This is a genomic window from Marmoricola sp. URHA0025 HA25, assembly GCF_054059435.1.
Window position 1 is genome coordinate 4,239,163 of record NZ_JBSSCD010000001.1, and the last position, 19,504, is coordinate 4,258,666.

General features: G+C 70.5%; 22 protein-coding genes, 2 tRNA genes and 1 pseudogene. 17 read left to right on the forward strand and 8 right to left on the reverse strand.

Annotation, left to right across the window (positions count from 1 at the left end; all coding sequences use genetic code 11):
* The first annotated feature begins 30 nt into the window (after positions 1-30).
* From gyrA to ACVW00_RS20840, 5 genes are all read left to right on the forward strand, one after another.
* Positions 31-2,727 carry a DNA gyrase subunit A gene (gyrA, locus tag ACVW00_RS20820; RefSeq protein WP_457112807.1) on the forward strand — a complete coding sequence of 899 codons (2,697 nt, stop codon included), beginning with the start codon at positions 31-33 and terminating at the stop codon, positions 2,725-2,727.
* On the forward strand, positions 2,727-3,260 hold the full coding sequence (locus ACVW00_RS20825) for a DUF3566 domain-containing protein (RefSeq protein WP_457112808.1): 534 nt from the start codon (positions 2,727-2,729) through the stop codon (positions 3,258-3,260). Before gyrA ends, ACVW00_RS20825 begins: the two co-directional genes overlap by 1 nt.
* Positions 3,261-3,342: 82 nt before the next feature.
* A tRNA-Ile gene (locus tag ACVW00_RS20830) sits at positions 3,343-3,416 on the forward strand.
* 24 nt (positions 3,417-3,440) lie between these two features.
* Positions 3,441-3,566, forward strand: a complete 126-nt coding sequence (locus tag ACVW00_RS20835) for a DLW-39 family protein (RefSeq protein WP_457112809.1) — start codon at positions 3,441-3,443, stop codon at positions 3,564-3,566.
* A 33-nt stretch (positions 3,567-3,599) separates the two neighbouring features.
* Positions 3,600-3,672: transfer RNA gene (locus ACVW00_RS20840), tRNA-Ala, on the forward strand.
* An 8-nt stretch (positions 3,673-3,680) separates the two neighbouring features.
* Here ACVW00_RS20840 and ACVW00_RS20845 read toward each other — a convergent pair.
* Positions 3,681-4,126: pseudogene (locus ACVW00_RS20845) on the reverse strand (cupin domain-containing protein).
* 54 nt (positions 4,127-4,180) lie between these two features.
* Here ACVW00_RS20845 and ACVW00_RS20850 point away from each other — a divergent pair.
* Complete coding sequence (locus ACVW00_RS20850) at positions 4,181-4,909, forward strand: SDR family NAD(P)-dependent oxidoreductase (RefSeq protein ID WP_457112810.1); 729 nt, start codon at positions 4,181-4,183, stop codon at positions 4,907-4,909.
* Positions 4,910-4,929: 20 nt separating this feature from the next.
* Here ACVW00_RS20850 and ACVW00_RS20855 read toward each other — a convergent pair whose 3' ends face one another.
* The gene (locus ACVW00_RS20855; RefSeq protein ID WP_457112811.1) at positions 4,930-5,757 is read right to left on the reverse strand and encodes an MBL fold metallo-hydrolase; all 828 of its coding nucleotides are present in this window, start codon (positions 5,755-5,757) and stop codon (positions 4,930-4,932) included.
* Positions 5,758-5,793: 36 nt separating this feature from the next.
* On the opposite strand from ACVW00_RS20855, the gene ACVW00_RS20860 reads away from it, so the two are divergent.
* Genes ACVW00_RS20860 through ACVW00_RS20870 form a run of 3 tightly spaced genes read left to right on the forward strand, consistent with a single transcriptional unit; the run spans position 5,794 to position 8,720 of the window.
* On the forward strand, positions 5,794-6,543 hold the full coding sequence (locus ACVW00_RS20860) for an SURF1 family protein (protein ID WP_457112812.1): 750 nt from the start codon (positions 5,794-5,796) through the stop codon (positions 6,541-6,543).
* On the forward strand, positions 6,540-8,021 hold the full coding sequence (locus ACVW00_RS20865; RefSeq protein WP_457112813.1) for a cobyric acid synthase: 1,482 nt from the start codon (positions 6,540-6,542) through the stop codon (positions 8,019-8,021). The genes ACVW00_RS20860 and ACVW00_RS20865 overlap by 4 nt, the downstream gene beginning before the upstream one ends.
* 48 nt (positions 8,022-8,069) lie before the next feature.
* Entirely contained in the window at positions 8,070-8,720 is a 651-nt protein-coding gene (locus ACVW00_RS20870; protein WP_457112814.1) for a GNAT family N-acetyltransferase, read from the forward strand.
* Here ACVW00_RS20870 and ACVW00_RS20875 read toward each other — a convergent pair.
* The gene (locus ACVW00_RS20875; protein WP_457112815.1) at positions 8,659-9,255 is read right to left on the reverse strand and encodes a maleylpyruvate isomerase family mycothiol-dependent enzyme; all 597 of its coding nucleotides are present in this window, start codon (positions 9,253-9,255) and stop codon (positions 8,659-8,661) included. The two genes, ACVW00_RS20870 and ACVW00_RS20875, sit on opposite strands and share 62 nt — an antisense overlap.
* Positions 9,252-10,262, reverse strand: a complete 1,011-nt coding sequence (locus ACVW00_RS20880; protein WP_457112816.1) for a sigma-70 family RNA polymerase sigma factor — start codon at positions 10,260-10,262, stop codon at positions 9,252-9,254. The genes ACVW00_RS20875 and ACVW00_RS20880 overlap by 4 nt, the downstream gene beginning before the upstream one ends.
* Before the next feature lie 168 nt (positions 10,263-10,430).
* On the opposite strand from ACVW00_RS20880, the gene ACVW00_RS20885 reads away from it, so the two are divergent.
* Positions 10,431-11,957 (forward strand): MFS transporter, encoded by a 1,527-nt coding sequence (locus ACVW00_RS20885; RefSeq protein ID WP_457112817.1) that lies wholly within the window; start codon positions 10,431-10,433, stop codon positions 11,955-11,957.
* Positions 11,954-12,343, forward strand: a complete 390-nt coding sequence (locus ACVW00_RS20890; protein WP_457112818.1) for a VOC family protein — start codon at positions 11,954-11,956, stop codon at positions 12,341-12,343. Before ACVW00_RS20885 ends, ACVW00_RS20890 begins: the two co-directional genes overlap by 4 nt.
* Here the strand turns inward: ACVW00_RS20890 and ACVW00_RS20895 are convergent.
* Positions 12,253-12,840 (reverse strand): vitamin K epoxide reductase family protein, encoded by a 588-nt coding sequence (locus tag ACVW00_RS20895; RefSeq protein WP_457112819.1) that lies wholly within the window; start codon positions 12,838-12,840, stop codon positions 12,253-12,255. The two genes, ACVW00_RS20890 and ACVW00_RS20895, sit on opposite strands and share 91 nt — an antisense overlap.
* A 97-nt stretch (positions 12,841-12,937) precedes the next feature.
* On the opposite strand from ACVW00_RS20895, the gene ACVW00_RS20900 reads away from it, so the two are divergent.
* Positions 12,938-13,309 (forward strand): DUF3817 domain-containing protein, encoded by a 372-nt coding sequence (locus ACVW00_RS20900; RefSeq protein ID WP_457112820.1) that lies wholly within the window; start codon positions 12,938-12,940, stop codon positions 13,307-13,309.
* 15 nt (positions 13,310-13,324) lie between these two features.
* Here ACVW00_RS20900 and ACVW00_RS20905 read toward each other — a convergent pair whose 3' ends face one another.
* Positions 13,325-14,029, reverse strand: coding sequence for a hypothetical protein (locus ACVW00_RS20905; protein ID WP_457112821.1), 705 nt, complete (start codon positions 14,027-14,029; stop codon positions 13,325-13,327).
* 202 nt (positions 14,030-14,231) lie between these two features.
* Here ACVW00_RS20905 and ACVW00_RS20910 point away from each other — a divergent pair, with 202 nt between their 5' ends.
* The 3 genes from ACVW00_RS20910 (at position 14,232) to ACVW00_RS20920 (ending at position 16,186) form a co-directional block, all read left to right on the forward strand.
* Complete coding sequence (locus ACVW00_RS20910) at positions 14,232-14,744, forward strand: peptidylprolyl isomerase (protein ID WP_457112822.1); 513 nt, start codon at positions 14,232-14,234, stop codon at positions 14,742-14,744.
* A gap of 12 nt (positions 14,745-14,756) precedes the next feature.
* Entirely contained in the window at positions 14,757-15,650 is an 894-nt protein-coding gene (locus tag ACVW00_RS20915) for a rhomboid family intramembrane serine protease (protein ID WP_457112823.1), read from the forward strand.
* 77 nt (positions 15,651-15,727) lie between these two features.
* Entirely contained in the window at positions 15,728-16,186 is a 459-nt protein-coding gene (locus ACVW00_RS20920) for a hypothetical protein (protein ID WP_457112824.1), read from the forward strand.
* Between the two features lie 75 nt (positions 16,187-16,261).
* On the opposite strand, the gene ACVW00_RS20925 is transcribed toward ACVW00_RS20920, so the two are convergent.
* Complete coding sequence (locus tag ACVW00_RS20925) at positions 16,262-16,741, reverse strand: cell division protein CrgA (RefSeq protein WP_457112825.1); 480 nt, start codon at positions 16,739-16,741, stop codon at positions 16,262-16,264.
* Positions 16,742-16,838: 97 nt separating this feature from the next.
* Here ACVW00_RS20925 and ACVW00_RS20930 point away from each other — a divergent pair, with 97 nt between their 5' ends.
* Positions 16,839-17,606, forward strand: a complete 768-nt coding sequence (locus tag ACVW00_RS20930) for a DUF881 domain-containing protein (RefSeq protein ID WP_457112826.1) — start codon at positions 16,839-16,841, stop codon at positions 17,604-17,606.
* A gap of 7 nt (positions 17,607-17,613) precedes the next feature.
* Complete coding sequence (locus tag ACVW00_RS20935) at positions 17,614-18,849, forward strand: YibE/F family protein (protein WP_457112827.1); 1,236 nt, start codon at positions 17,614-17,616, stop codon at positions 18,847-18,849.
* Positions 18,850-18,991: 142 nt separating this feature from the next.
* Here the strand turns inward: ACVW00_RS20935 and ACVW00_RS20940 are convergent, their stop codons facing one another.
* Positions 18,992-19,267 (reverse strand): hypothetical protein, encoded by a 276-nt coding sequence (locus tag ACVW00_RS20940; RefSeq protein WP_457112828.1) that lies wholly within the window; start codon positions 19,265-19,267, stop codon positions 18,992-18,994.
* Positions 19,268-19,504: the final 237 nt, after the last annotated feature.

Sequence of the window (19,504 nt, forward strand, 5' to 3'; positions counted from 1 at the left end):
CCTGACTCCTGCGAACGAAAGCACTGACTGATGACTGAGACCCCCACCGACGAGACCGGCGGACCCGAGGGCCCGGGACCCGGCGGCCGGATCGAGCCGATCGAGCTGCAGACCTCGATGCAGCGCGCCTACATCGACTACGCGATGGCGGTGATCGTCGGACGCGCGTTGCCCGACGTCCGCGACGGGCTCAAGCCCGTGCACCGGCGCGTGCTCTACGCGATGTACGACGGGGGCTACCGCCCCGACCGCGGGTTCTCGAAGTGCTCGCGCGTCGTCGGTGACGTGATGGGCCAGTACCACCCGCACGGCGACTCCGCGATCTACGACACCCTGGTGCGCCTGGCGCAGCCCTGGGTGATGCGTGCCCCGCTGATCCAGGGCCAGGGCAACTTCGGCTCGCCGGGCAACGACTCCGCGGCCGCGATGCGTTACACCGAGTGCCGGATGGCGCCGCTGGCGCTGGAGATGGTCCGCGACATCGAGCGCGAGACCGTGGACTTCCAGCCCAACTACGACGGCCGCTCCCAGGAGCCCGTCGTCCTGCCCTCGCGCTACCCGAACCTGCTGGTCAACGGCTCGGCCGGGATCGCGGTCGGCATGGCCACCAACATCCCGCCGCACAACCTGCGCGAGGTGGCCGCGGGTGCGCAGTGGGCGCTCGAGCACCCGGACGCGACCCGCGAGGAGCTCCAGGATGCACTCGTCGAGCGGATCAAGGGCCCCGACTTCCCCAACGGCGCGCTGATCGTCGGCCGTGAGGGCATCGAGCAGGCCTACCGCACCGGTCGCGGCTCGGTCACCCAGCGTGCGGTGATCGAGATCGACGAGGACAACCGGGGTCGCACCTGCCTGTCGATCACCGAGCTGCCCTACATGGTCAACCCCGACAACCTCGCGCTGAAGATCGCCGAGCTCGCCGACTCCGGCAAGGTGCAGGGCATAGCCGACGTCCGCGACGACTCCTCGGGCCGCACCGGCCAGCGGCTGGTCGTGGTGCTGAAGCGCGATGCGGTGGCGCGCGTCGTACTCAACAACTTGCTCAAGCACACCGAGCTGCAGACCAACTTCAGCGCGAACATGCTCGCCCTGGTCGACGGGGTGCCGCGCACGCTGACCGTCGACCAGTTCATCAGCAACTGGGTCCAGCACCAGATCGACGTCATCGTCCGGCGGACCGGGTTCCTGCTCGCCGACGCCGAGCGTCGCGCCCACATCTACCGCGGTCTGGTCAAGGCACTCGACATGCTCGACGAGGTGATCGCCCTGATCCGGCGGTCGCCCGAGGTGGACGACGCCCGGCAGGGCCTGATCGAGCTGCTCGACATCGACGAGCTCCAGGCCAACGCGATCCTCGACATGCAGCTGCGCCGGCTGGCCGCCCTCGAGCGGCAGAAGATCATCGACGAGCTCGCCAAGATCGAGCTCGAGATCGCCGATCTCGAGGACATCCTCGCCCGGCCCGAGCGGCAGCGGCAGATCATCTCCGACGAGCTGCGCGAGATCGTCGACAAGTACGGCGACGACCGGCGCACGCAGATCATCGCGGCCGACGGCGACCTGTCGATGGAGGACCTCATCCCCGACGAGGACCTCGTCGTGACGATCACGCGAGGCGGTTACGCCAAGCGCACCAGGGCCGACCAGTACCGCAGCCAGAAGCGTGGCGGCAAGGGCGTGCGCGGCGCGACGCTGCGGGGCGACGACGTCGTCGACCACTTCATCGCGACCTCGAACCACCACTGGCTGCTGTTCTTCACCACGGCCGGCCGGGTCTACCGCACCAAGGCCTACAACCTGCCCGAGGCGCAGCGCGACGCGAAGGGCGGCCACGTCGCCGGGCTGCTCTCCTTCCAGCCCGACGAGAACATCGCCCAGGTGCTGGCGATCCGCGACTACGAGCAGGCGCCGTACCTCGTGCTCGCCACCCGCCACGGGCTGGTGAAGAAGACCCGGCTCGGTGACTACAACAGTCCCCGTCAGGCCGGCGTCATCGCGATCAACTTCCGCGAGGACGACGACGAGCTGATCGGCGCGGAGCTGGTCAACAGCGACGACGACATCCTGCTCGTGTCCCGCAAGGGCCAGGCGATCCGCTTCACCGCCGACGACTCGCAGCTGCGGCCGATGGGCCGGGCGACCTCCGGCGTCATGGGGATGAAGTTCCGCGGGGCCGACTCACTGCTGTCGATGTCGGTGATCCGGGCGGCGGAGGTGGCCAACGAGGAGGCCGACGAGGACGCGCCGGAGGCGAAGGTGCAGTACGTCTTCACGATCACCGACGGCGGGTTCGCCAAGCGCAGCCGGATCGCGGAGTACCGCACCCAGTCCCGCGGCGGCCTGGGCATCAAGGCGATGTCCCTGGCCAACGAGCAGCGCGGCGAGCTCGTCGGCGCGTTCATCGTCGAGGACGGTGACGAGGTCCTCTCGGTCACCGCCAACGGCCAGGTCGTGCGCAGCCCGATCAACGAGAACTTCCGGCCGACCGGCCGCTCCACGATGGGCGTGAAGTTCGTGACGCCCAAGGACGGCGACAGCGTCGCGGTGGTCGCCCGCAGCATGGAGAAGGTCGCCGAGGAGGTGGCCGAGGAGGACGCCGGCGAACCGGGTACGGACGCTGCAGCCGATGCCGCGGTCGACGGAGCCCCGCCGATGTCTGATTCGTTCGGTGAGGACCTGGATGCAACAATCGAGGACGGACCTGCACCTGCCCCCGAGGAGGACTGATGAGCGAGAGCCGCTCGGGAGCGCCGGCCAGCCGTGACGTCGTACTGCCGCCACCGCCCGAGGAGCTGCTCTCCCCGTCGGAGCGTGGGCGCTCGTCGAGGGCCGAGCGGCCGAAGGGTGAGCGGGTGATGTCGTCGTCCGAGCCTTCGCCGCGAGGTCACACGGTTCGCAGGGCCCGGCTGCGCCTGGTGCAGGTCGAGCCGTGGTCGATCATGAAGACGGCGTTCCTGCTCTCGGTGGCACTCGGGATCGTCACCGTGGTCGCCGTCGGCATCGTCTGGGGAGTGCTCGGCGCTGCCGGCCTCTGGGACTCGGTGAACAAGATCGTCCAGGACTCGATCGGGGACAGCAGCGGCTCACCGTTCGAGATCCAGAAGTACCTGGGCACCTCCCGGGTCCTCGGCTTCACGATGATCGTGGCCGTCGCCGACGTGGTGCTGATCACCGCGATCGCCACCCTCGGCGCGTTCCTCTACAACCTCGCGGCCGGGCTGCTCGGCGGCGTCGAGGTGACCTTCGCCGAGGACAGCTGAGCAGAGCCATTCGCGTTTTGTTGCCGCTCGTCGCGATGGGGTAGCCTTCCCTCTCGGTCGCGCGGGTTCCGCCGATCCACCCGGGCCTATAGCTCAGACGGTTAGAGCGCTTCCCTGATAAGGAAGAGGTCAGAGGTTCAAGTCCTCTTAGGCCCACTCGATCCACCCTGGGAGGTCGGAATGAAGAAGCTCCTCATGCTCGCTGCCGCCGTCGCCGGCGGCGTCTTCGTGAAGAAGAAGCTCGACGCCAGCCGCAACGAGCAGGCGCTCTGGCAGCAGGCCACCGACCCGGTCGAGAAGGCCTGAACGACACCACACGCGCTGGTCCCCGACCAGCAAGGGGCCTTGGCGCAATTGGTAGCGCACCTGCTTTGCAAGCAGGGGGTTAGGGGTTCGAGTCCCCTAGGCTCCACCGACGTCTCAGCGCGGCAGCTCTATCTCCGGCGCGAGCGTGAAGTCGGCGAAGTCGAAGCCCGGCACGACCACGCAGCTCACCAGCACCGCCTCGTCGACCGGGCGGGCTGCCTGCCAGTGACCGCCGGGCACCACGAGCTGCGGGCTCTCACCGGACTCCAGGTCGGAGCCGAGGAGCTGCTCGGTGGGGTCCGTCGGCACGGCGCCGGCGCCACCCGACCACAGCCGGAGCGCGCCGCCTCGGTGGTGGAACCAGAGCTCGTCCGAGGCGACCGGTGCCAGGCCGACGACTTGCCGGGCAGCAGCAGGAAGTGGATCGCTGTGCCGAGCGACCGGGTCGCCCCGTTGACCTCCGTGCTGGACGCATGGCGGTACGTCTCGGCGTACCAGCCGCCCTCGGGGTGCCGGCCCAGGCCGAGGTGGCGCGCCCAGGCGGGCAGCTCATCGATCATGGGGCCGATCCTCGCATCTAGAACGAATTCCAGTTTCGCTGGTAGCGTCCCGCCATGACCCAGCCCAGGGACGACCAGCGCGTCGTCGTGATCACCGGTGCCGCGTCCGGGATCGGCCACGCGACCGCCGAGCTGTTCCGCGATGCCGGCGACCTGGTCTACGGCCTGGACATCGCGCCGACCGTGCCCGAGGGCGTCGAGTACGTCGCGTGCAACGTCGCCGACAAGGCATCGGTCGACGCCGCGATGGCGGTCTGCGGAGCCGCGGGGCGGATCGACGTGCTCGCCAACGTCGCGGGCATCGTGCAGTTCGGCAGGTTCGGCGAGATCACCGAGGCCGACTGGGACCGGGTGCACGCCGTCGACCTCAAGGGACCGTTCCTGACGATGCAGGCGGCGCTGCCCTACCTGCGCGCCCGCAGGGGCAACATCGTGAACGTGTCGTCGGTGGCCGGCAACAAGCCGCAGGGCTACACGACGGCGTACTCCGCCGCGAAGGGCGGGCTCACCATGCTGACGCGCTCGCTGGCGCTCGAGCTCGCTCCGGAGAGCATCCGGGTGAACGCGATCTGCCCCGGCACCGTGGACACCCCGATCGTCTCCCAGGTCGCCGAGATGTTCCCCGACGACCTCGACCCCCGGGTCTCCGACCGGCTGATGATGATGCTGCCGGGCAAGGCGATCTCCCCGGCGGAGATCGGGTCGGCGATCGTCTACCTCGCCTCGCCGGAGGCGCGGATGATCACCGGTGCGGTGCTGGCCTTCGACGGCGGGATGAGCTGAGGCTCGCGCGGACCCGAGTGCTAGTCGGTGACGTCCGCGAGCGCGTCGAACTCGACCGCGTCGTGGGCGCTGAAGACGGTGACCACGGCGTCCGAGCCGGAGTCCGGGCCGTGCTCGGCGTGCATCGAGCGCACCCGGTCGGCGTTGGCGTAGCGCGCCTTCCTGTCGGTCTGGACGAGCTTCTGGAACAGCGACAGGCCCGGCGGGCAGGTCGGCGGGCTCTCCTTCTCACCGTGCGCGAAGTAGCTGTCGCCGGCGTGCAGGAACCAGCCGCCGGACGGCCGTCGCACCGCGACCCCGCAGTGGCCTCGCGTGTGCCCGTGCAACGGGATCAGCAGGACGTCGTCACTGAGGACCTTGACCGCCCCGAATCCCAGCCACTCCTCGCCGGCGACGGCGTGCTCGATCCAGCGCGGCCCGTGCGCCCACTGTGCGGTGATGTAGCGACTCTTCTCGGTGAGCGTCGAGCGCGCGGTGGCTGCGGCCAGCTCGTCGCCGAACACGTGCACCCGGGCGTCGGGGAAGTCGCCGAGTCCGCCGGCATGGTCGAGGTCGAGGTGGGTGAGCACGATGTCGGTGACGTCGGCCGCGTCGTACCCGGCGGCCCGGACCTGGGCCACGGCGGTCTCGGCCGGGTCGAGCGAGGGGCCCATCATCCGGATGAAGCCCTTGCCCATCCGTTTTCCGGCGATGTCGGCCGTGCCGAAGCCGGTGTCGACCAGCGTCAGGCCCTGGTCGCCCTCGACGAGCAGGCAGTGCGCGACCATCCGGGCCGGCGTCATCCGCCCGCGCATCGTCAGGCTCGGCGACATGGTCACGCAGTTCAGGTGCCGGATCACGGAGGTCACCCGGTGAGGATGGCAGCCCACCCGTAGGCTGGTCGAGTGCTCGCGTTGCTGGTCCGGCCGAAATTCTGGCCCGGACACCTCGCGATGATCGTGTCGGTCGCGATCGCGCTCGGGCTCGGCCTGTGGCAGCTCGACGCGTGGCAGCAGCACCGCGCAGACGCGGAGCGAGACCTGGCGAACCAGCCGGCAGTGCCGCTGTCCGGGGTGATCACCGGCGACAGTCCGTTCCCGGGCCGGTCCGAGGACCAGCCGGTGTCCTTCTCCGGCAGCTGGCTGGGCGAGGACACCGTCTACGTCTCGCACCGTGAGCTCCGCGGGCGCACCGGCTACTGGGTGGTGACCCCGGTGCTCGTCGACGGTGCCCGGTCGGCGATGCCGGTCGTGCGCGGCTGGACCGCGCATCCGAGCGCGCCCGCTCCGTCCGGGACGGTGCAGGTCACCGGCTGGCTGCAGGCCACCGAGGGCGGTGACGCCGTCGACCGCGATCCTGGCGACGACGTCATCCCGGCGCTGCGGATCGCCAGCCTCGTCGAGCACGTCGACCAGGACCTCTACAGCGGGTACGTCGTGGCGCGACACGTCTCGACTGCGGCGACCGCCGGGGTCGAGCCGGTGACACCCCCCCGTCAGCCCGGCGTCTCGGCGACCACCGGCCTGCGCAACCTGCTCTACGCGATCGAGTGGTGGTTCTTCGGCGGGTTCGCGGTGTTCGTGTGGGTGCGCTGGTGCCGTGACTCGGTGGCGGCCGCCGAGGAGGACCCGCAGCTGGAGGGCACCCCGGCGTGAGCGCCCTCCTGGTGGCAGGCACCACCTCGGACGCCGGCAAGAGCATCGTCACCACCGGGCTGTGCCGTGCGTTGCGGCGCCGCGGGATCGAGGTGGCGCCGTACAAGGCGCAGAACATGTCCAACAACTCGATGGTCTGCGCCGACGGAGGCGAGATCGGCCGGGCGCAGTGGATCCAGGCCCTCGCCGCCGGGGTGGTCCCCGAGGTCGCGATGAACCCGGTGCTGCTCAAGCCGGGTGACGACCGCAGCAGCCACGTGGTGGTGATGGGCCGGCCGGCGGGGACGGTCACCTCGGCGAGCTGGACGGACGGCAGGGCAGCCCTTGCGCGCGCTGCGCACGACGCGTTCGACGACCTCGCGTCGCGGTTCGAGGTGGTGGTCGCCGAGGGCGCCGGCAGCCCGACCGAGATCAACCTCCGCAAGAGCGACTACGTCAACATGGGCCTGGCCCGCCACGCCGACGTCCCGACGATCGTCGTCGGCGACATCGACCGCGGCGGCCTGTTCGCCGCGCTCTACGGCACCGTCGCACTCCTCGAGGCGGCCGACCAGGCGCTGATCGCCGGGTTCGTGGTCAACAAGTTCCGCGGTGACCTCGCCCTCCTCGAGCCGGGCGTCGAGGAGCTGACCCGGCTGACCGGGCGGCCGACGTACGGCGTGCTGCCGTGGCATCCCGACCTGTGGCTGGACTCCGAGGACGCGCTCGAGCTCGACAGCCGCCGTTCGACGGCCGACGGCGGGCTGCGGGTCGCGGTGGTCCGGCTGCCGCGGATCAGCAACTTCACCGACATCGATGCGCTCGGCCTCGAGCCCGACGTCGACGTCGTCTTCGCCGCCTCTCCGCACGAGCTCGCCGGTGTCGACCTCGTGGTGCTCCCCGGCACGCGCGCGACGCTGGCCGACCTCTCCTGGCTGCGCGCCAGAGGGCTCGACCAGGCGATCATCGAGCATGCGCGCAATGGCGGCTCGGTCCTGGGGATCTGTGGGGGCGCCCAGATGCTCGGTCGCCGGATCGTCGACCCGGGAGGCGTGGAGGGCTTGCCCGGCGCGACCGCTGACGGGTTGGGGCTTCTCGATGCCGACACGACGTTCGGTCCCGACAAGGTGCTCCGCTCCTCCTCCGGTACGGCGTACGGGCAGCCGGTGACCGGCTACGAGATCCACCACGGGACGTTTACCGTCAGCCACGCATCGGCGTTCCCCGGCGGCGGCGCAAGGGACGGCGTGTTCGCCACGATGTGGCACGGGAGCCTGGAGGGTGACGGCTTCCGGCAGGCGTTCCTCGCCGAGGTTGCCGCACGTGCCGGCCGGACCTGGCAGGGCTCCGACGTGAGGTTCGCCGGGCGTCGCGAGGCGCGCCTCGAGCTGCTCGGTGACCTGGTCGAGCAGCACCTCGACGTGGACGCGCTGCTGGACCTGGCCCGCTCGGGCGCACCGCCAGGTCTGCGCGTCCTCGCCCCTGGTTCAGCGCGCTGAACCGGTAATCAGGTGCGTACCGTGGTGCGGTGACGCCATGATCGGCGCATGGCAGACCTCGCGGACATCGCCGCCCTGTCCTGGCCGAAGTCGACCGAGCGGCTCGGCATCCGGCCGGTCTCGAAGGACGACTTCGAGGCGCTGTGGCAGATCAGGCGGCAGGAGTCGGTCGGGCGCTGGATGACGAGCGCCGCCACGGACCGCGAACGGTTCGTCGAGGCGATGAGCGACGCCGACAGGATGGCCAAGACGCTGGTCATCGAGCTCGACGGCACCGTCATCGGTGACCTGATGATCGCGCCGGAGGACCCCTGGGCCCAGGCGGAGGTGGTCGACCGGGCGGTGGGTGTGCAGGCCGAGGTCGGCTGGTGCATCGCCCCGGCGGTCGAGGGACACGGATACGCCACCGAGGCAGTTCGCGAGGTGGTGCGGATCTGCTTCGAGGAGCTCGGGCTGCGCCGCCTGGTCGCGCACTGCTTCGCCGACAACGAGCCCTCGTGGCGGTTGATGGAACGGATCGGCATGCGCCGTGAGACGCACGCCGTCAAGGAGTCGCTGCACCGCTCCGGGGAATGGCTGGACGGGCTGTCGTACGGGTTGCTCGCCGAGGAGTGGAGCGCTGCCGACGCCGGCGCGGCTAGGGCTCCCGCCCGAGCCTCATCACCAGCTTCGAGGACGGCCCGACCGACGGCCCCGTGATCGGGTAGCCGAAGCGTCGCGGCCGATCGGCGTCGCTGACCAGCACGTCGGCCCAGATCAGCAGGTCGCGCGCGAGCGCTGCCGGGATCGGTGCGCGCACGCCGGTCGCCTGGGAGACGTCCCAGCCGTGCACCGCCACCTCGAGCGCGCCGGCGCAGGCCAGCAACGAGGACGAGAGCGGCCGGTCACCGACCATCACGTCGTCGTCGCGCGCCACCGCCGACCAGGCGCCCAGCAGCGAGCAGGCGCGCACCCGGAGCCGCTCGACGGCGTCGACCGGGGACGCTGGGGTGGGTGGCGGCACGTCGGCGACCGCGACGTGGCCCAGGTCGGCGGCTTCGGTGAGGGCGTCCAGCGACTCGCCCATGTGGTCGAGAAGGGTGCCCAGTCGCCACCCGTCGCACGGGGTGGGCAGGCACAGCGTCTCGGGGGTGACGGCCTGGAGCTGCACGCGGGTGTAGCCGACCGCGCGCTCCAGCATCTCCAGCGACTCGAGCAGGGGGGCGTGCGAGGGTGCGGCGGACGGCGCGCTCATGCGGCGAAGTCCTCGTCGCGAACGACCGGCGGAAGGCCGAACGTCTCGAACAGGTCGAGGTCGAAGAACGCGCCGACGTGGCTGACCGCGCCGTCGGTGATGGTGAGCACCTGCAGGTGAAAGGGCGTGAACTCCCCGGTCGGCTGTCGCATGTAGAGCCCGTACGCCGGCTGGCCGTTGGCGCTCGTGGCCAGCATCCGCATGTCGTGGCGCTCGCCCGGACACTGGAAATCGATCAGTCTGCCGATGTTCTCGGCGCCCTGGTACCAGCCGACGAACGGCGGCATCTCCCAGATCGCGTCCTGCTTCAGCAGCGCCACGATGCCGTCGATGTCCTTCTCCCAGAACGCGGTGACGTACTTCTCGAGCAGCTCCTTGTGCTCGTCGGCGACCGGCTCGTGCGCGCTGTCGACGCTCAGCTGCGCCTTCTCCATCTGGGCGTGTGCCCGCTGCAGCACCGAGTTGACCGCGGCGGTCGACATCTCGAGCGCCTCGGCCACCTCGCTGGCGCGCCACCTGAGCACGTCGCGCAGGATCAGCACCGCCCGCTGGCGCGGTGGCAGGTGCTGCAGCGCGGCGACGAAGGCCAGTCGGATGGTGTCGCGCGCGGCGGCCTGGTCGGCCGGGTCGGCGATCATCGAGTCGGGGACCGGCTCGAGCCAGAGCACCTCGTCGGCGCTGACCAGCGGCTCGCCGGCGACCGTGCTCGGCGCGCCCAGGCCCGTCGGAAGCGGTCGCCGGTCGCTGCCCTCCAGGGAGGTCAGGCAGACGTTCGTGGCGATCCGGTAGAGCCAGGTGCGCAGCGACGAGCGCCCCTCGAACCCGTGGTAGGCCTTCCAGGCGCGGAGGTAGGTCTCCTGGACGAGGTCCTCGGCGTCGTGCACCGACCCGACCATCCGGTAGCAGTGCGCGAAGAGCTCGCGACGGAAGGGATCGGCGACCCGGGGGAAGTCGTCCCCGGCCGGGCCCGCCTCACCGCCGCGATCGGTGTGCGTCGTCTCGCTCATCTCAAGAGACATTCTCGACTCCTCCGCGCTGTCGGGCGACCTACCCAGGTATCGCCTTCACGTACAGACCCGCCGGACCGCGAGAACTCATCGGTGATCCGGCAATGAATTCTGCGTCGCCCGGCTGTCTGCATGGGTGACCGATCCTTCCCTCCAAGGAGACCAGCGATGACCGACACTTTCGCAGCCCGGGACGACCGCCCGGTGGACACGAGCCCCGAGGCCGCCTCGGCGACCGGGACCGAGCGCTCGCGCTGGGCGGCGCTCATCGTCCTCTGCGTGGGGATGCTGATGATGGTCCTCGACGCGACGGTGGTGAACGTGGCGCTCCCGGCCATCAAGGACGACCTCGGCTTCACGCAGTCCGGACTGGCCTGGGTGGTCAACGCCTACCTGATCTCGTTCGGCGGCCTGCTCCTGCTGTCCGGCCGGCTCGGTGACCTCGTCGGACGCCGCGCCGTGTTCCTTGCGGGTCTGGCGCTCTTCTCCGCCGCCAGCCTCGCGTGCGGCCTCGCCCAGGACGAGTCGGTCCTGGTCGCTGCGCGGTTCGTCCAGGGCGCCGGCGGTGCGCTCACCTCCGCGGTCATCCTGGGCATGATCGTGACCCTGTTTCCCCAGCCCTCCGAGCAGGCCCGCGCCATCGGCGTCTTCTCCTTCGTCGCCTCGGCCGGTGGCTCGATCGGGCTGCTGGCAGGGGGCGCGATCACCCAGCTGGTGAGCTGGCACTGGATCTTCTTCATCAACCTGCCGATCGGCGTCGCGACCACACTGGCCGCGCGCACGTACGTCGAGCGCGACCGTGGGATGGGCCTGGCCAAGGGCGCCGACGTGCCGGGAGCGGTCTTCGTGACGTCGGCGCTGATGCTCGCCGTCTACACGATCGTGTCGCCGGCCGCGACGTACGGGTGGGGCGCGGGGCGGACCGTCGGCTTCGCGGCCGCGTCGGTCGCGCTGCTGGTCGCCTTCGTCATTCGTGAGGCGACCTGCGCTCAGCCGCTGGTGCCGCTGGGCATCTTCCGGTCGCGCAACGTCACCGGTGCCAACATCATCCAGGCGCTCACCGTGGCCGGGATGTTCGGGATGTTCTTCCTCGGCGTGCTCTACCTCCAGCAGGTCAAGGGGTACGACGCCCTGCAGACGGGCCTGGCGTACCTGCCCTGCACGATCGTGATGGCAGTCCTCTCGGTGCGCTACACCGAGCGACTGGCGATGCGGTTCGGTGCGCGCACCGTGCTGGTCCCCGGTCTGGCAATGATCGCCGTCGGGCTCGGCCTGTTCGCCCGCGTGCCGGTCGACGGCACGTACCTCGTCGACGTGCTGCCGTCCGTGCTGTTCATGGGCGCCGGCGTCGGGATCAGCTTCCCCGCGCTCATGATGCTCTCGATGTCGGGCGTGCGACCCGAGGACGCCGGCCTCGCCTCCGGGCTGGTGAACACCACCTGCCAGGTCGGTGCCGCCCTCGGGCTCGCGGTGCTGGCGACCCTCTCCACCGCGCGGACCGAGACGCTCGCCAGGGCCGGGAGCCCCGTCAAGGAGGCGCTCGTCGGTGGTTACCAGCGCGGCTTCGTCGTCGCCACCGTGCTCGTGCTGGTCGCGGTGGGCATCGCCCTCGCCGTCATCCGGAACCCGCAGGCCCCGGGCGGGTCCGAAGAGGCAACCGCCGACGCCGACGAGCTCGAGCTGGCGGTGGCATGACGACGCAACCGCGGAAGGTGTTCGTGAACCTCCCGGTGAAGGACCTCGACCGATCCGTCAGGTTCTTCACCGGGCTCGGGTTCACGTTCAACCCGGACTTCACCGACGACCGCGCGGCCGCGATGGTCGTCAACGACGACGCGTTCGTGATGCTGCTCGTGGAGGACCTCTTCACGACCTTCACCGCGAAGCCGGTGCCGCCTTCGAGCGAGGTGGTGATCGGGCTCTCCGCGGACAGCCCCGAGCAGGTCGACGACCTCGTCGAGCAGGCGCTGGCCTCGGGTGGTGCGAAGGCTCAGGCGCGGATCGCCGACGGGCCGATGTACGGGTGGTCGTTCCTCGACCCCGACGGCCACCACTGGGAGCTCATCCACATGGACCTGTGAGGGTCACCGCCCGACGAGCGCTCCGGACCACGGCCGGCAGCGGCCCTGCGTGTGCGTACGAGTGCGAGGCCGCCGCGCGCCTCGTGCAGGCGACCCGCCGCGAGGATCGCGAACGACAGCGCCGCCGAGCACAGGCAGAGCGTGCACCAGGAGTGCACGACGGTCGCCTGGAGCGCGACCAGCGCCACGGCGGCGACGGCCAGCCCGAGGCCCACCAGGTCGAACGCGAGCGGCAGCACCGGTCGTCGCTGCCACCGGTCGCCGGCGGCGGTGAGGCCCAGGACCGCCTCTGCGGCGTAGGCAAGAAGTCCCAGCGCCGCATCCGGGAACGGCAGAGCGCGCGACACCGACGAGTGCAGCACCTCGTCGGTGCCGTCACCGAAGAGCGGGTCCCAGCCATGGTCGACGACGTGGGTCTCCACCAGGGTGAGGTACGTCGCGACGGCGGCTCCGAGCACCGCCAGCGCGATCGCGAGACGTGGCGCGCGTGCGTCCATGGAGGGTCAGTTCCCCCTGCGGCACCGCCGACACCCGTGCCCGTCGAGACGGACCCGGAGGGATCGGCGCGAACGCGTCGCCGGTACCTTCGGAGCCGTGAAGCCGCTGCTGAACGCCTACCGTGTGCTGGCCACCGTGGTCGGTCTGTCGATCATCACCCTGGTCGTGATCGGCGTACCGCTGAAGTACGTGCACAAGATCTGGCCCAGCGTGCTGCCGCAGGGCAGCCACGGCTGGCAGCTCGGCTCGGACATCAACCTCTACCTCGGCACGGCGCACGGCTTCATCTACATGGTCTTCGTGCTCGTCGCCTTCATGCTCGCGCTGCGCGCGCGGTGGCCGATCGTGTTCACGCTGGTGACGCTGGTGTGCGGCACGATCCCGTTCCTGAGCTTCTGGGCAGAGCTGCGCGCGATCAGGCGCGTGCGCGAGGAGTTCCCCGAGCTGCGGGCCGGCTCGACGACCTGAGCCGGGCGGCGTAGCTCAGCTCTTGCGTGCGTGCCGGGCGTCCTCGGAGACGTCCTCGACCTCGGCGGGCTGGTCCGGCGTCGTGACCGGCTGCGGTCCCTCCGCGGCATCCGCGGCGACCTCGTCGAATCCTGCTCCGCCGATGTCGGTGGTGCCCTTGAGGGGGTCGGGCTCGAAGTGCGACTCCGGCGGTGCCGGCGGCGGCGTCGCCGTGGACACCGGGTCGGAGGCGGCGGGACGCGGGGTCGGGGCCGGCCGCGGCGGCACGTACGACGTACCGCTCGGTGCTCCGCCACGCACCTTCTTCAGCACGACGGCGCCGACCCCGGCGAGGACGGCCAGCAGCAGGAACCGCTTGCGGCGCTTGGGCTTCGGGCCGACCTTCTCGCCGATCCGGTCTGCCAGCGGGGCAGCAACGGGCGCGGCCGCCGCCGCGGCAGCGGCCATCTTGCCCGCCTTCGCGCGGGCACGCTTCGCGGCCTTCTTGCGGCTCTTGCGGCTGGACTTCTCGGCGTTGGCAGCGGCCTCCTCGGCCGCGGCACGGGCGTCCTTGGCGACCTCGCGGGCGGTCTCGCGCGCATCCGCGAGGACGCTCTGGGCGACCGGCAGCACGTCGTTCACGAACCGCTCCCGGGCAGCCTCGACGTGCGGCGTCATCTGCTCCACCAAGTCGCTGGCCTGGTCGGTGAGGCTCTTCTTCGACGGTGTCCTCGTGCGCATGGGGTCCTCTCCCTCGCGTGCGTTGCGGGCGGGCAGGCTTCCTGTTCCCCGCCCTTCCCCGATCATGCCCCGGAGGTGGTCGCGGCGGAACCCGCCGATCGGGTGCCGCTCGGCTTGCCGGGCATGGCAGGATCGAGGCCGACATCCGCTGACCGCCGGGGCTGCACACGCCTCCCGGTGGACTCCGTCTGGAAGGCACCACATGTCGGACCTGAAGGCCACCTTGCACACCAACCGCGGTGACATCGTGGTGAACCTGCTGCCCCACCACGCTCCGGTGACCGTGGAGAACTTCGTCGGCCTCGCCGAGGGCACCAAGGACTACCAGGCCGACGGCGGCAGGACCGGGCGGTTCTACGACGGGCTCACCTTCCACCGGATCATCCCGGACTTCATGATCCAGGGCGGCTGCCCCCTCGGCACCGGCACCGGCGGTCCCGGCTACACGTTCAAGGACGAATTCCACCCCGAGCTGGGCTTCACCAAGCCCTACCTGCTCGCGATGGCCAACGCGGGCCCCGGCACCAACGGCTCGCAGTTCTTCATCACCGTGGCGCCGACGACCTGGCTCAACCACAAGCACACGATCTTCGGCGAGGTCGCCGACCAGGAGAGCCGCGACGTCGTCGACGCGATCGTGGGCACCCCGACCGGCCCGGGCGACCGGCCGATCGACCCGGTGGTCATCGAGACCGTCGAGATCAGCCGGGACTGAGCTCCGCACGTCATGACCGACGCCCACGGCGGATCCGTCGCCGCTGCACCGGTGTGCTACCGGCACCCCGACCGCGAGACCTGGATCCGCTGCCAGCGCTGCGAGCGCCCGATCTGCCCCGACTGCATGAATTCGGCGTCGGTCGGGTTCCAGTGCCCCAACTGCGTCAAGGAGGGTGCGCGGACCACGCGCACCGGGCGGCTCCCGTACGGCGGGGCGCACTCCGCCAACCCGGCGCTCACCTCGATCGTGATCATCGCGCTCAACGTCGCGGTCTGGGTCTCCATCGTCGCTGCCGGTGGCGGCTCCTCGGCGCTCGTCGACAAGCTGGCGCTGCTGCCCAGGACGACGCTCTTCGGGAACTCCGACGGGACCACGTCGCTGGTCGAGGGCGTCTCGGGAGGCGCCTACTGGCAGCTCGCCACGTCGGTGTTCAGCCACGTCGAGGTCTGGCACATCGGGTTCAACATGCTTGCGCTGTACTTCCTGGGTCCGCAGCTGGAGATGATCCTGGGCCGCGCACGCTTCCTCGCCGTCTACCTGCTCTCCGGGCTGGCCTCGAGCACCGCGGTCCTCTGGCTGTCCAGCGAGCACACCCAGACGCTCGGCGCCTCGGGAGCCATCTTCGGGCTGATGGGCGCGCTGCTGGTTGTCGGGCTCAAGCTGCGGGCCAACGTGCAGCAGCTGCTGTTGTGGATCGGCATCAACGTGGTCTTCACCCTGACCGCGAGCTCGTTCATCTCCTGGCAGGGGCACTTCGGCGGCCTGCTCGGCGGCGCGCTGCTCGCGGCGCTCGTCGTCTACGCGCCGCGACAACGGCGGCCCGCGTTCCAGTGGACGTCGATGGCTTCGTTCGCCGTCGTCTGCCTGGTGCTGGTCGCGGTGCGCGTCGCAGCGTTGTCGTGACGCTCGGCGCGTCGGCCTGACTTCGACCGCTGCGGACCACATCCTTCTGGGTGGGGACCGACGAGAGGAGTCAGCTCATGCGCAAGACCTATCGGATGCTTGCCGACGTGATCGCGATCGCCGTGGCGGTCCAGGCGATGGCCATGGTGTGGGCGATCGCGGGCCTGTTCCACTGGATCGACGGCGGCGGCACGCTCGACCACGACGTCCTCAAGGGCTGGGAGGACAAGTCGCCGGACTTCCAGGGCGCTGTCGGCTTCGAGATCCACGGCATCGTGGGCGGGATGGTGATCCCGGTCGTTGCGCTGGTCCTGCTGGTGGTCGCCTTCTTCGCCAAGGTCGAGCGTGGCGTCGCGCTCGCCGGCGCGATCCTGGCGATGGTGGTGGTCCAGGTCGTCCTCGGGTTCTCCGGCGACGACGCACCGTGGCTGGGCCTGTTCCACGGACTGATCCCGTTCGCGATCTTCTCCGCCGCGATCGTGGCCGCGCGGGCCGCGCATCCCGGCAGCCAGACGGCCATGGCCGTCACCCCCTGACGGACCGAATCACAGCGCTGTAGTTCTCCACAGGTTTGTCCCCAGCCTGGGGACAACCGGGGTGTGCCTGGCGCGTCACTCCCACTTGGTGGCGAAGGTGAACCCGACCGCCATGAAGCCGACCCCGACGAGCAGGTTCGACTGCTGGAGCTGGTCCATGACCGGGATGTGCACCGAGTCGTCCTGGCCGACGAAGTAGAAGAGCACGATCCACACCAGGCCGATGAGGAAGCAGCCGAGCATGCCGATGACGACCCCGCGCCCGCGGCCCAGCGGCGTCTTCTTGTGGGCGGACACGATGAGTCCGAGCAGGACGAGCCCGAACCCGATCACGTAGTTCCAGCGCTTGAGGTCCGACATCCAGGGGAAGGGCGTGTCCGGCTTCTTGACCCCGGGGAGCTTGACGTAGTTGGCCGCGTCCATCGCGAACTGGGTGTAGACGGTGATCCAGACGATGCCGGCCAGCACCAGGAGCAGTGCGACCGCGCAGCGCACCAGCGAGGTCTCGTAGCCGCTCACCATCACGGTGGGCTTGCGGGCGGCGGGCTTGGACACGGTGGCTCCTTGTGGAATGGGGTCGTCGGTTACCTTAGTCACCGCGCGGCCCGGTGCGGGCAGGGGCCGGACATGTTGGCCGAAAGGTTGGACCCAGGTGACGCACGAGTCGACCCGGCACCGGCGCCCGCTGCGCAGCTGGCACGTCGCCGCAGCCGTCGCCTTCGTCGTGGCCGGCGCACTGTTCGCCACCACCGCCCTCAGCTCCAAGGGGCTGGACCTGCGCGCCGCGAGCATCACCGACCTCGACGGTGTGGTGCGCGCGGAGAAGCAGCGCTCCGACGAGCTCCAGGCCCGGATCGCCTCGCTGAACCGCGAGGTGGACCAGCTCAGCCACCAGGTGGACGACGCCAGCGTCACCCGGCTGCAGGCCCAGGTCGACGAGCTGCGCCAGCCGTCCGGGTTCGCACCGGTCGCAGGCCCCGGGCTGACCGTCGTGCTGGACGACGCACCGAGGAGCGAGGTCGAGAGGTACCGCGAGGAGAAGAAGGACGAGAACGAGCTGGTGGTGCACCAGCAGGACATCCAGGCGGTGGTGAACGCGCTCTGGGCCGGCGGAGCCGAGGCGATGACGCTCCAGGGCCAGCGGGTCATCTCCACCACGGGGATCAAGTGCGTCGGCAACACCGTCATGCTCCACGGCGTGCCGTACTCCCCGCCGTACCGGATCTCGGCGATCGGCGACCCGACGCGGCTCCAGACCAGCCTCGACGACAGCGACTACATCGACGCGTACCTCACCGCCGTCGTCGCCCGCGGCCTCGGGTACGACGTGACGCCGAGCGCACGCCTGAAGCTCCCCGGCTACGAGGGGAGCACGACCCTCGAGTACGCCAAGGCCGACGCGTCCTCGAGCCGGGGCTGACGGCGCCGTGGCCCACTCGCACGCGCACTCGCACCGGCGCGGTGACGACGCACCGGACGTCGCGCTCGCGCGCGGTCCGGTGACCGTCCTGCTGGTGTTCCTCGGCATCTGCGCAGCCGCCGCGGTGGTCGGCGTGGTGACCCTGTGGCCGGACTCCGCGACCGTCCACCAGCTGCAGGCGAAGGCGCAGTTCGCCGCACCCGGCGTCACCTTCCAGAAGGCCAGGGTCGTGAAGGTGCAGGCCGCGTGCCCCGCGGACTCCAGGGGCGAGACGGCCGAGTCCACGACCTGCGGGAACCTCGAGGTGTTGCTCACGACCGGGCCGGACAAGGGCACGACCCAGGCTGTCGGAGTCCCGCCGGCGGTGTCCTCCTCGGGCGTGGATGCGGGCGACACCGTGCGGCTGATGCGGGTGCCGGCGCAGGCGGGCAGCCCGGCGGCGTACTCCTTCGACGAGGTGGTCCGGCTCAAGCCGCTGTGGATCCTGGGTGCCCTGTTCGTGCTCGTCGTGGCCCTGGTGGCCCGCGTGCGGGGGCTGCTGGCGCTGGTCAGCCTCGGCTTCGGCGGCCTCGTGCTGTTCCGCTTCATGCTGCCCGCGCTGCTGTCCGGGTCGGACGGGCTGGCGGTGTCACTGGTCGGGTCGGCGGCGATCATGTTCGTCGTCCTCTACCTGGCGCACGGACCGTCGGTGCGCACGAGCGCGGCGCTCGCCGGCACGCTGGTCGGGATCGGCATCACCGCGGGCGTCGGCCTGCTCGCCGTGCACCTGGCCACGCTGTCGGGATCCGGGAGCGAGGACACCGCGCTGCTCTCGTCGTTCGCCGGGAGCATCTCGTTCCAGGGGTTGCTCACCTGCGCGCTCGTGATCGCCGGCCTCGGCGTGCTCAACGACGTCACGATCACCCAGGCGTCGTCGGTCTGGGAGCTCCGGGAGGCCGGCCCGGAGCTGTCCCGGCGCGGCCTGTTCACCAGCGCGATGCGGATCGGACGCGACCACATCGCCTCGACGATCTACACGATCGTCTTCGCGTACGCCGGCAGCGCGCTGGCCGTGCTGCTGCTGCTCGCCCTCTACGACCGGCCGCTGCTCGACCTGCTGTCGAGCGAGTCGATCGCCGAGGAGGTCGTGCGCACGCTGGTCAGCGGCATCGGCCTCGTGCTCGCCGTGCCGGTGACCACCGCGATCGCGGCGCTGACCGTGGCGGGCCCAGATCCTGCCGCCGGAGCGGGCACACGGAACTGAGCCGGCATGTGCCGGTTGGCACACCAGAGCTCTCCGCATCAGTGCGGGACAGCCCAGGTGTGCCAAATGACGTCGTCACGCGCGGCGTGCCATCCCGGGACCAGTCAGCTCGAGGGGACTCGCCGTCGCGCGAGCGATGCGATCAGGTGAGCAGGTCGAAGACTGCGCCGACCAGGGCAGCGACCCCAAGGCCGGCAATGATGAGCGGTAGCACGCGCGCGGACTCGCTCACGGACACCTTCCGAGCCACGATCAGCAGTGTCATCCCGAGCACTCCTGCGCCTGTCCAACCCATCCCGATCGCGGTGAGCACGGCAGCCAGCCCGAACACGATGACGAGCAGTCCTCCGAGCAGGACGGAAAGATCGGTCTCGACGTTCGGAGTCCCACTCCCCGCGTTCGCATGGGTGTACTTCATGGTGACTCCTCAGGTGCAGTCGCTCTCGGAGTGCTTCTGTCGCGGCACGTCTTTCATCATCACCCACAACGAGTCCCTGCGACAGGGGTTCGCTTGATGGCCGCCCCTGGGACCCGGACTGGCTGCCCAAGGTTCCGAGGTCTCGACTGATCGCTCGCTGACGCTCGCTGCTCGACCACCCGTGGTTGCGGGGTCTCGACTGGTCGCTCGCTGACGCTCGCTGCTGACCACCCGGTG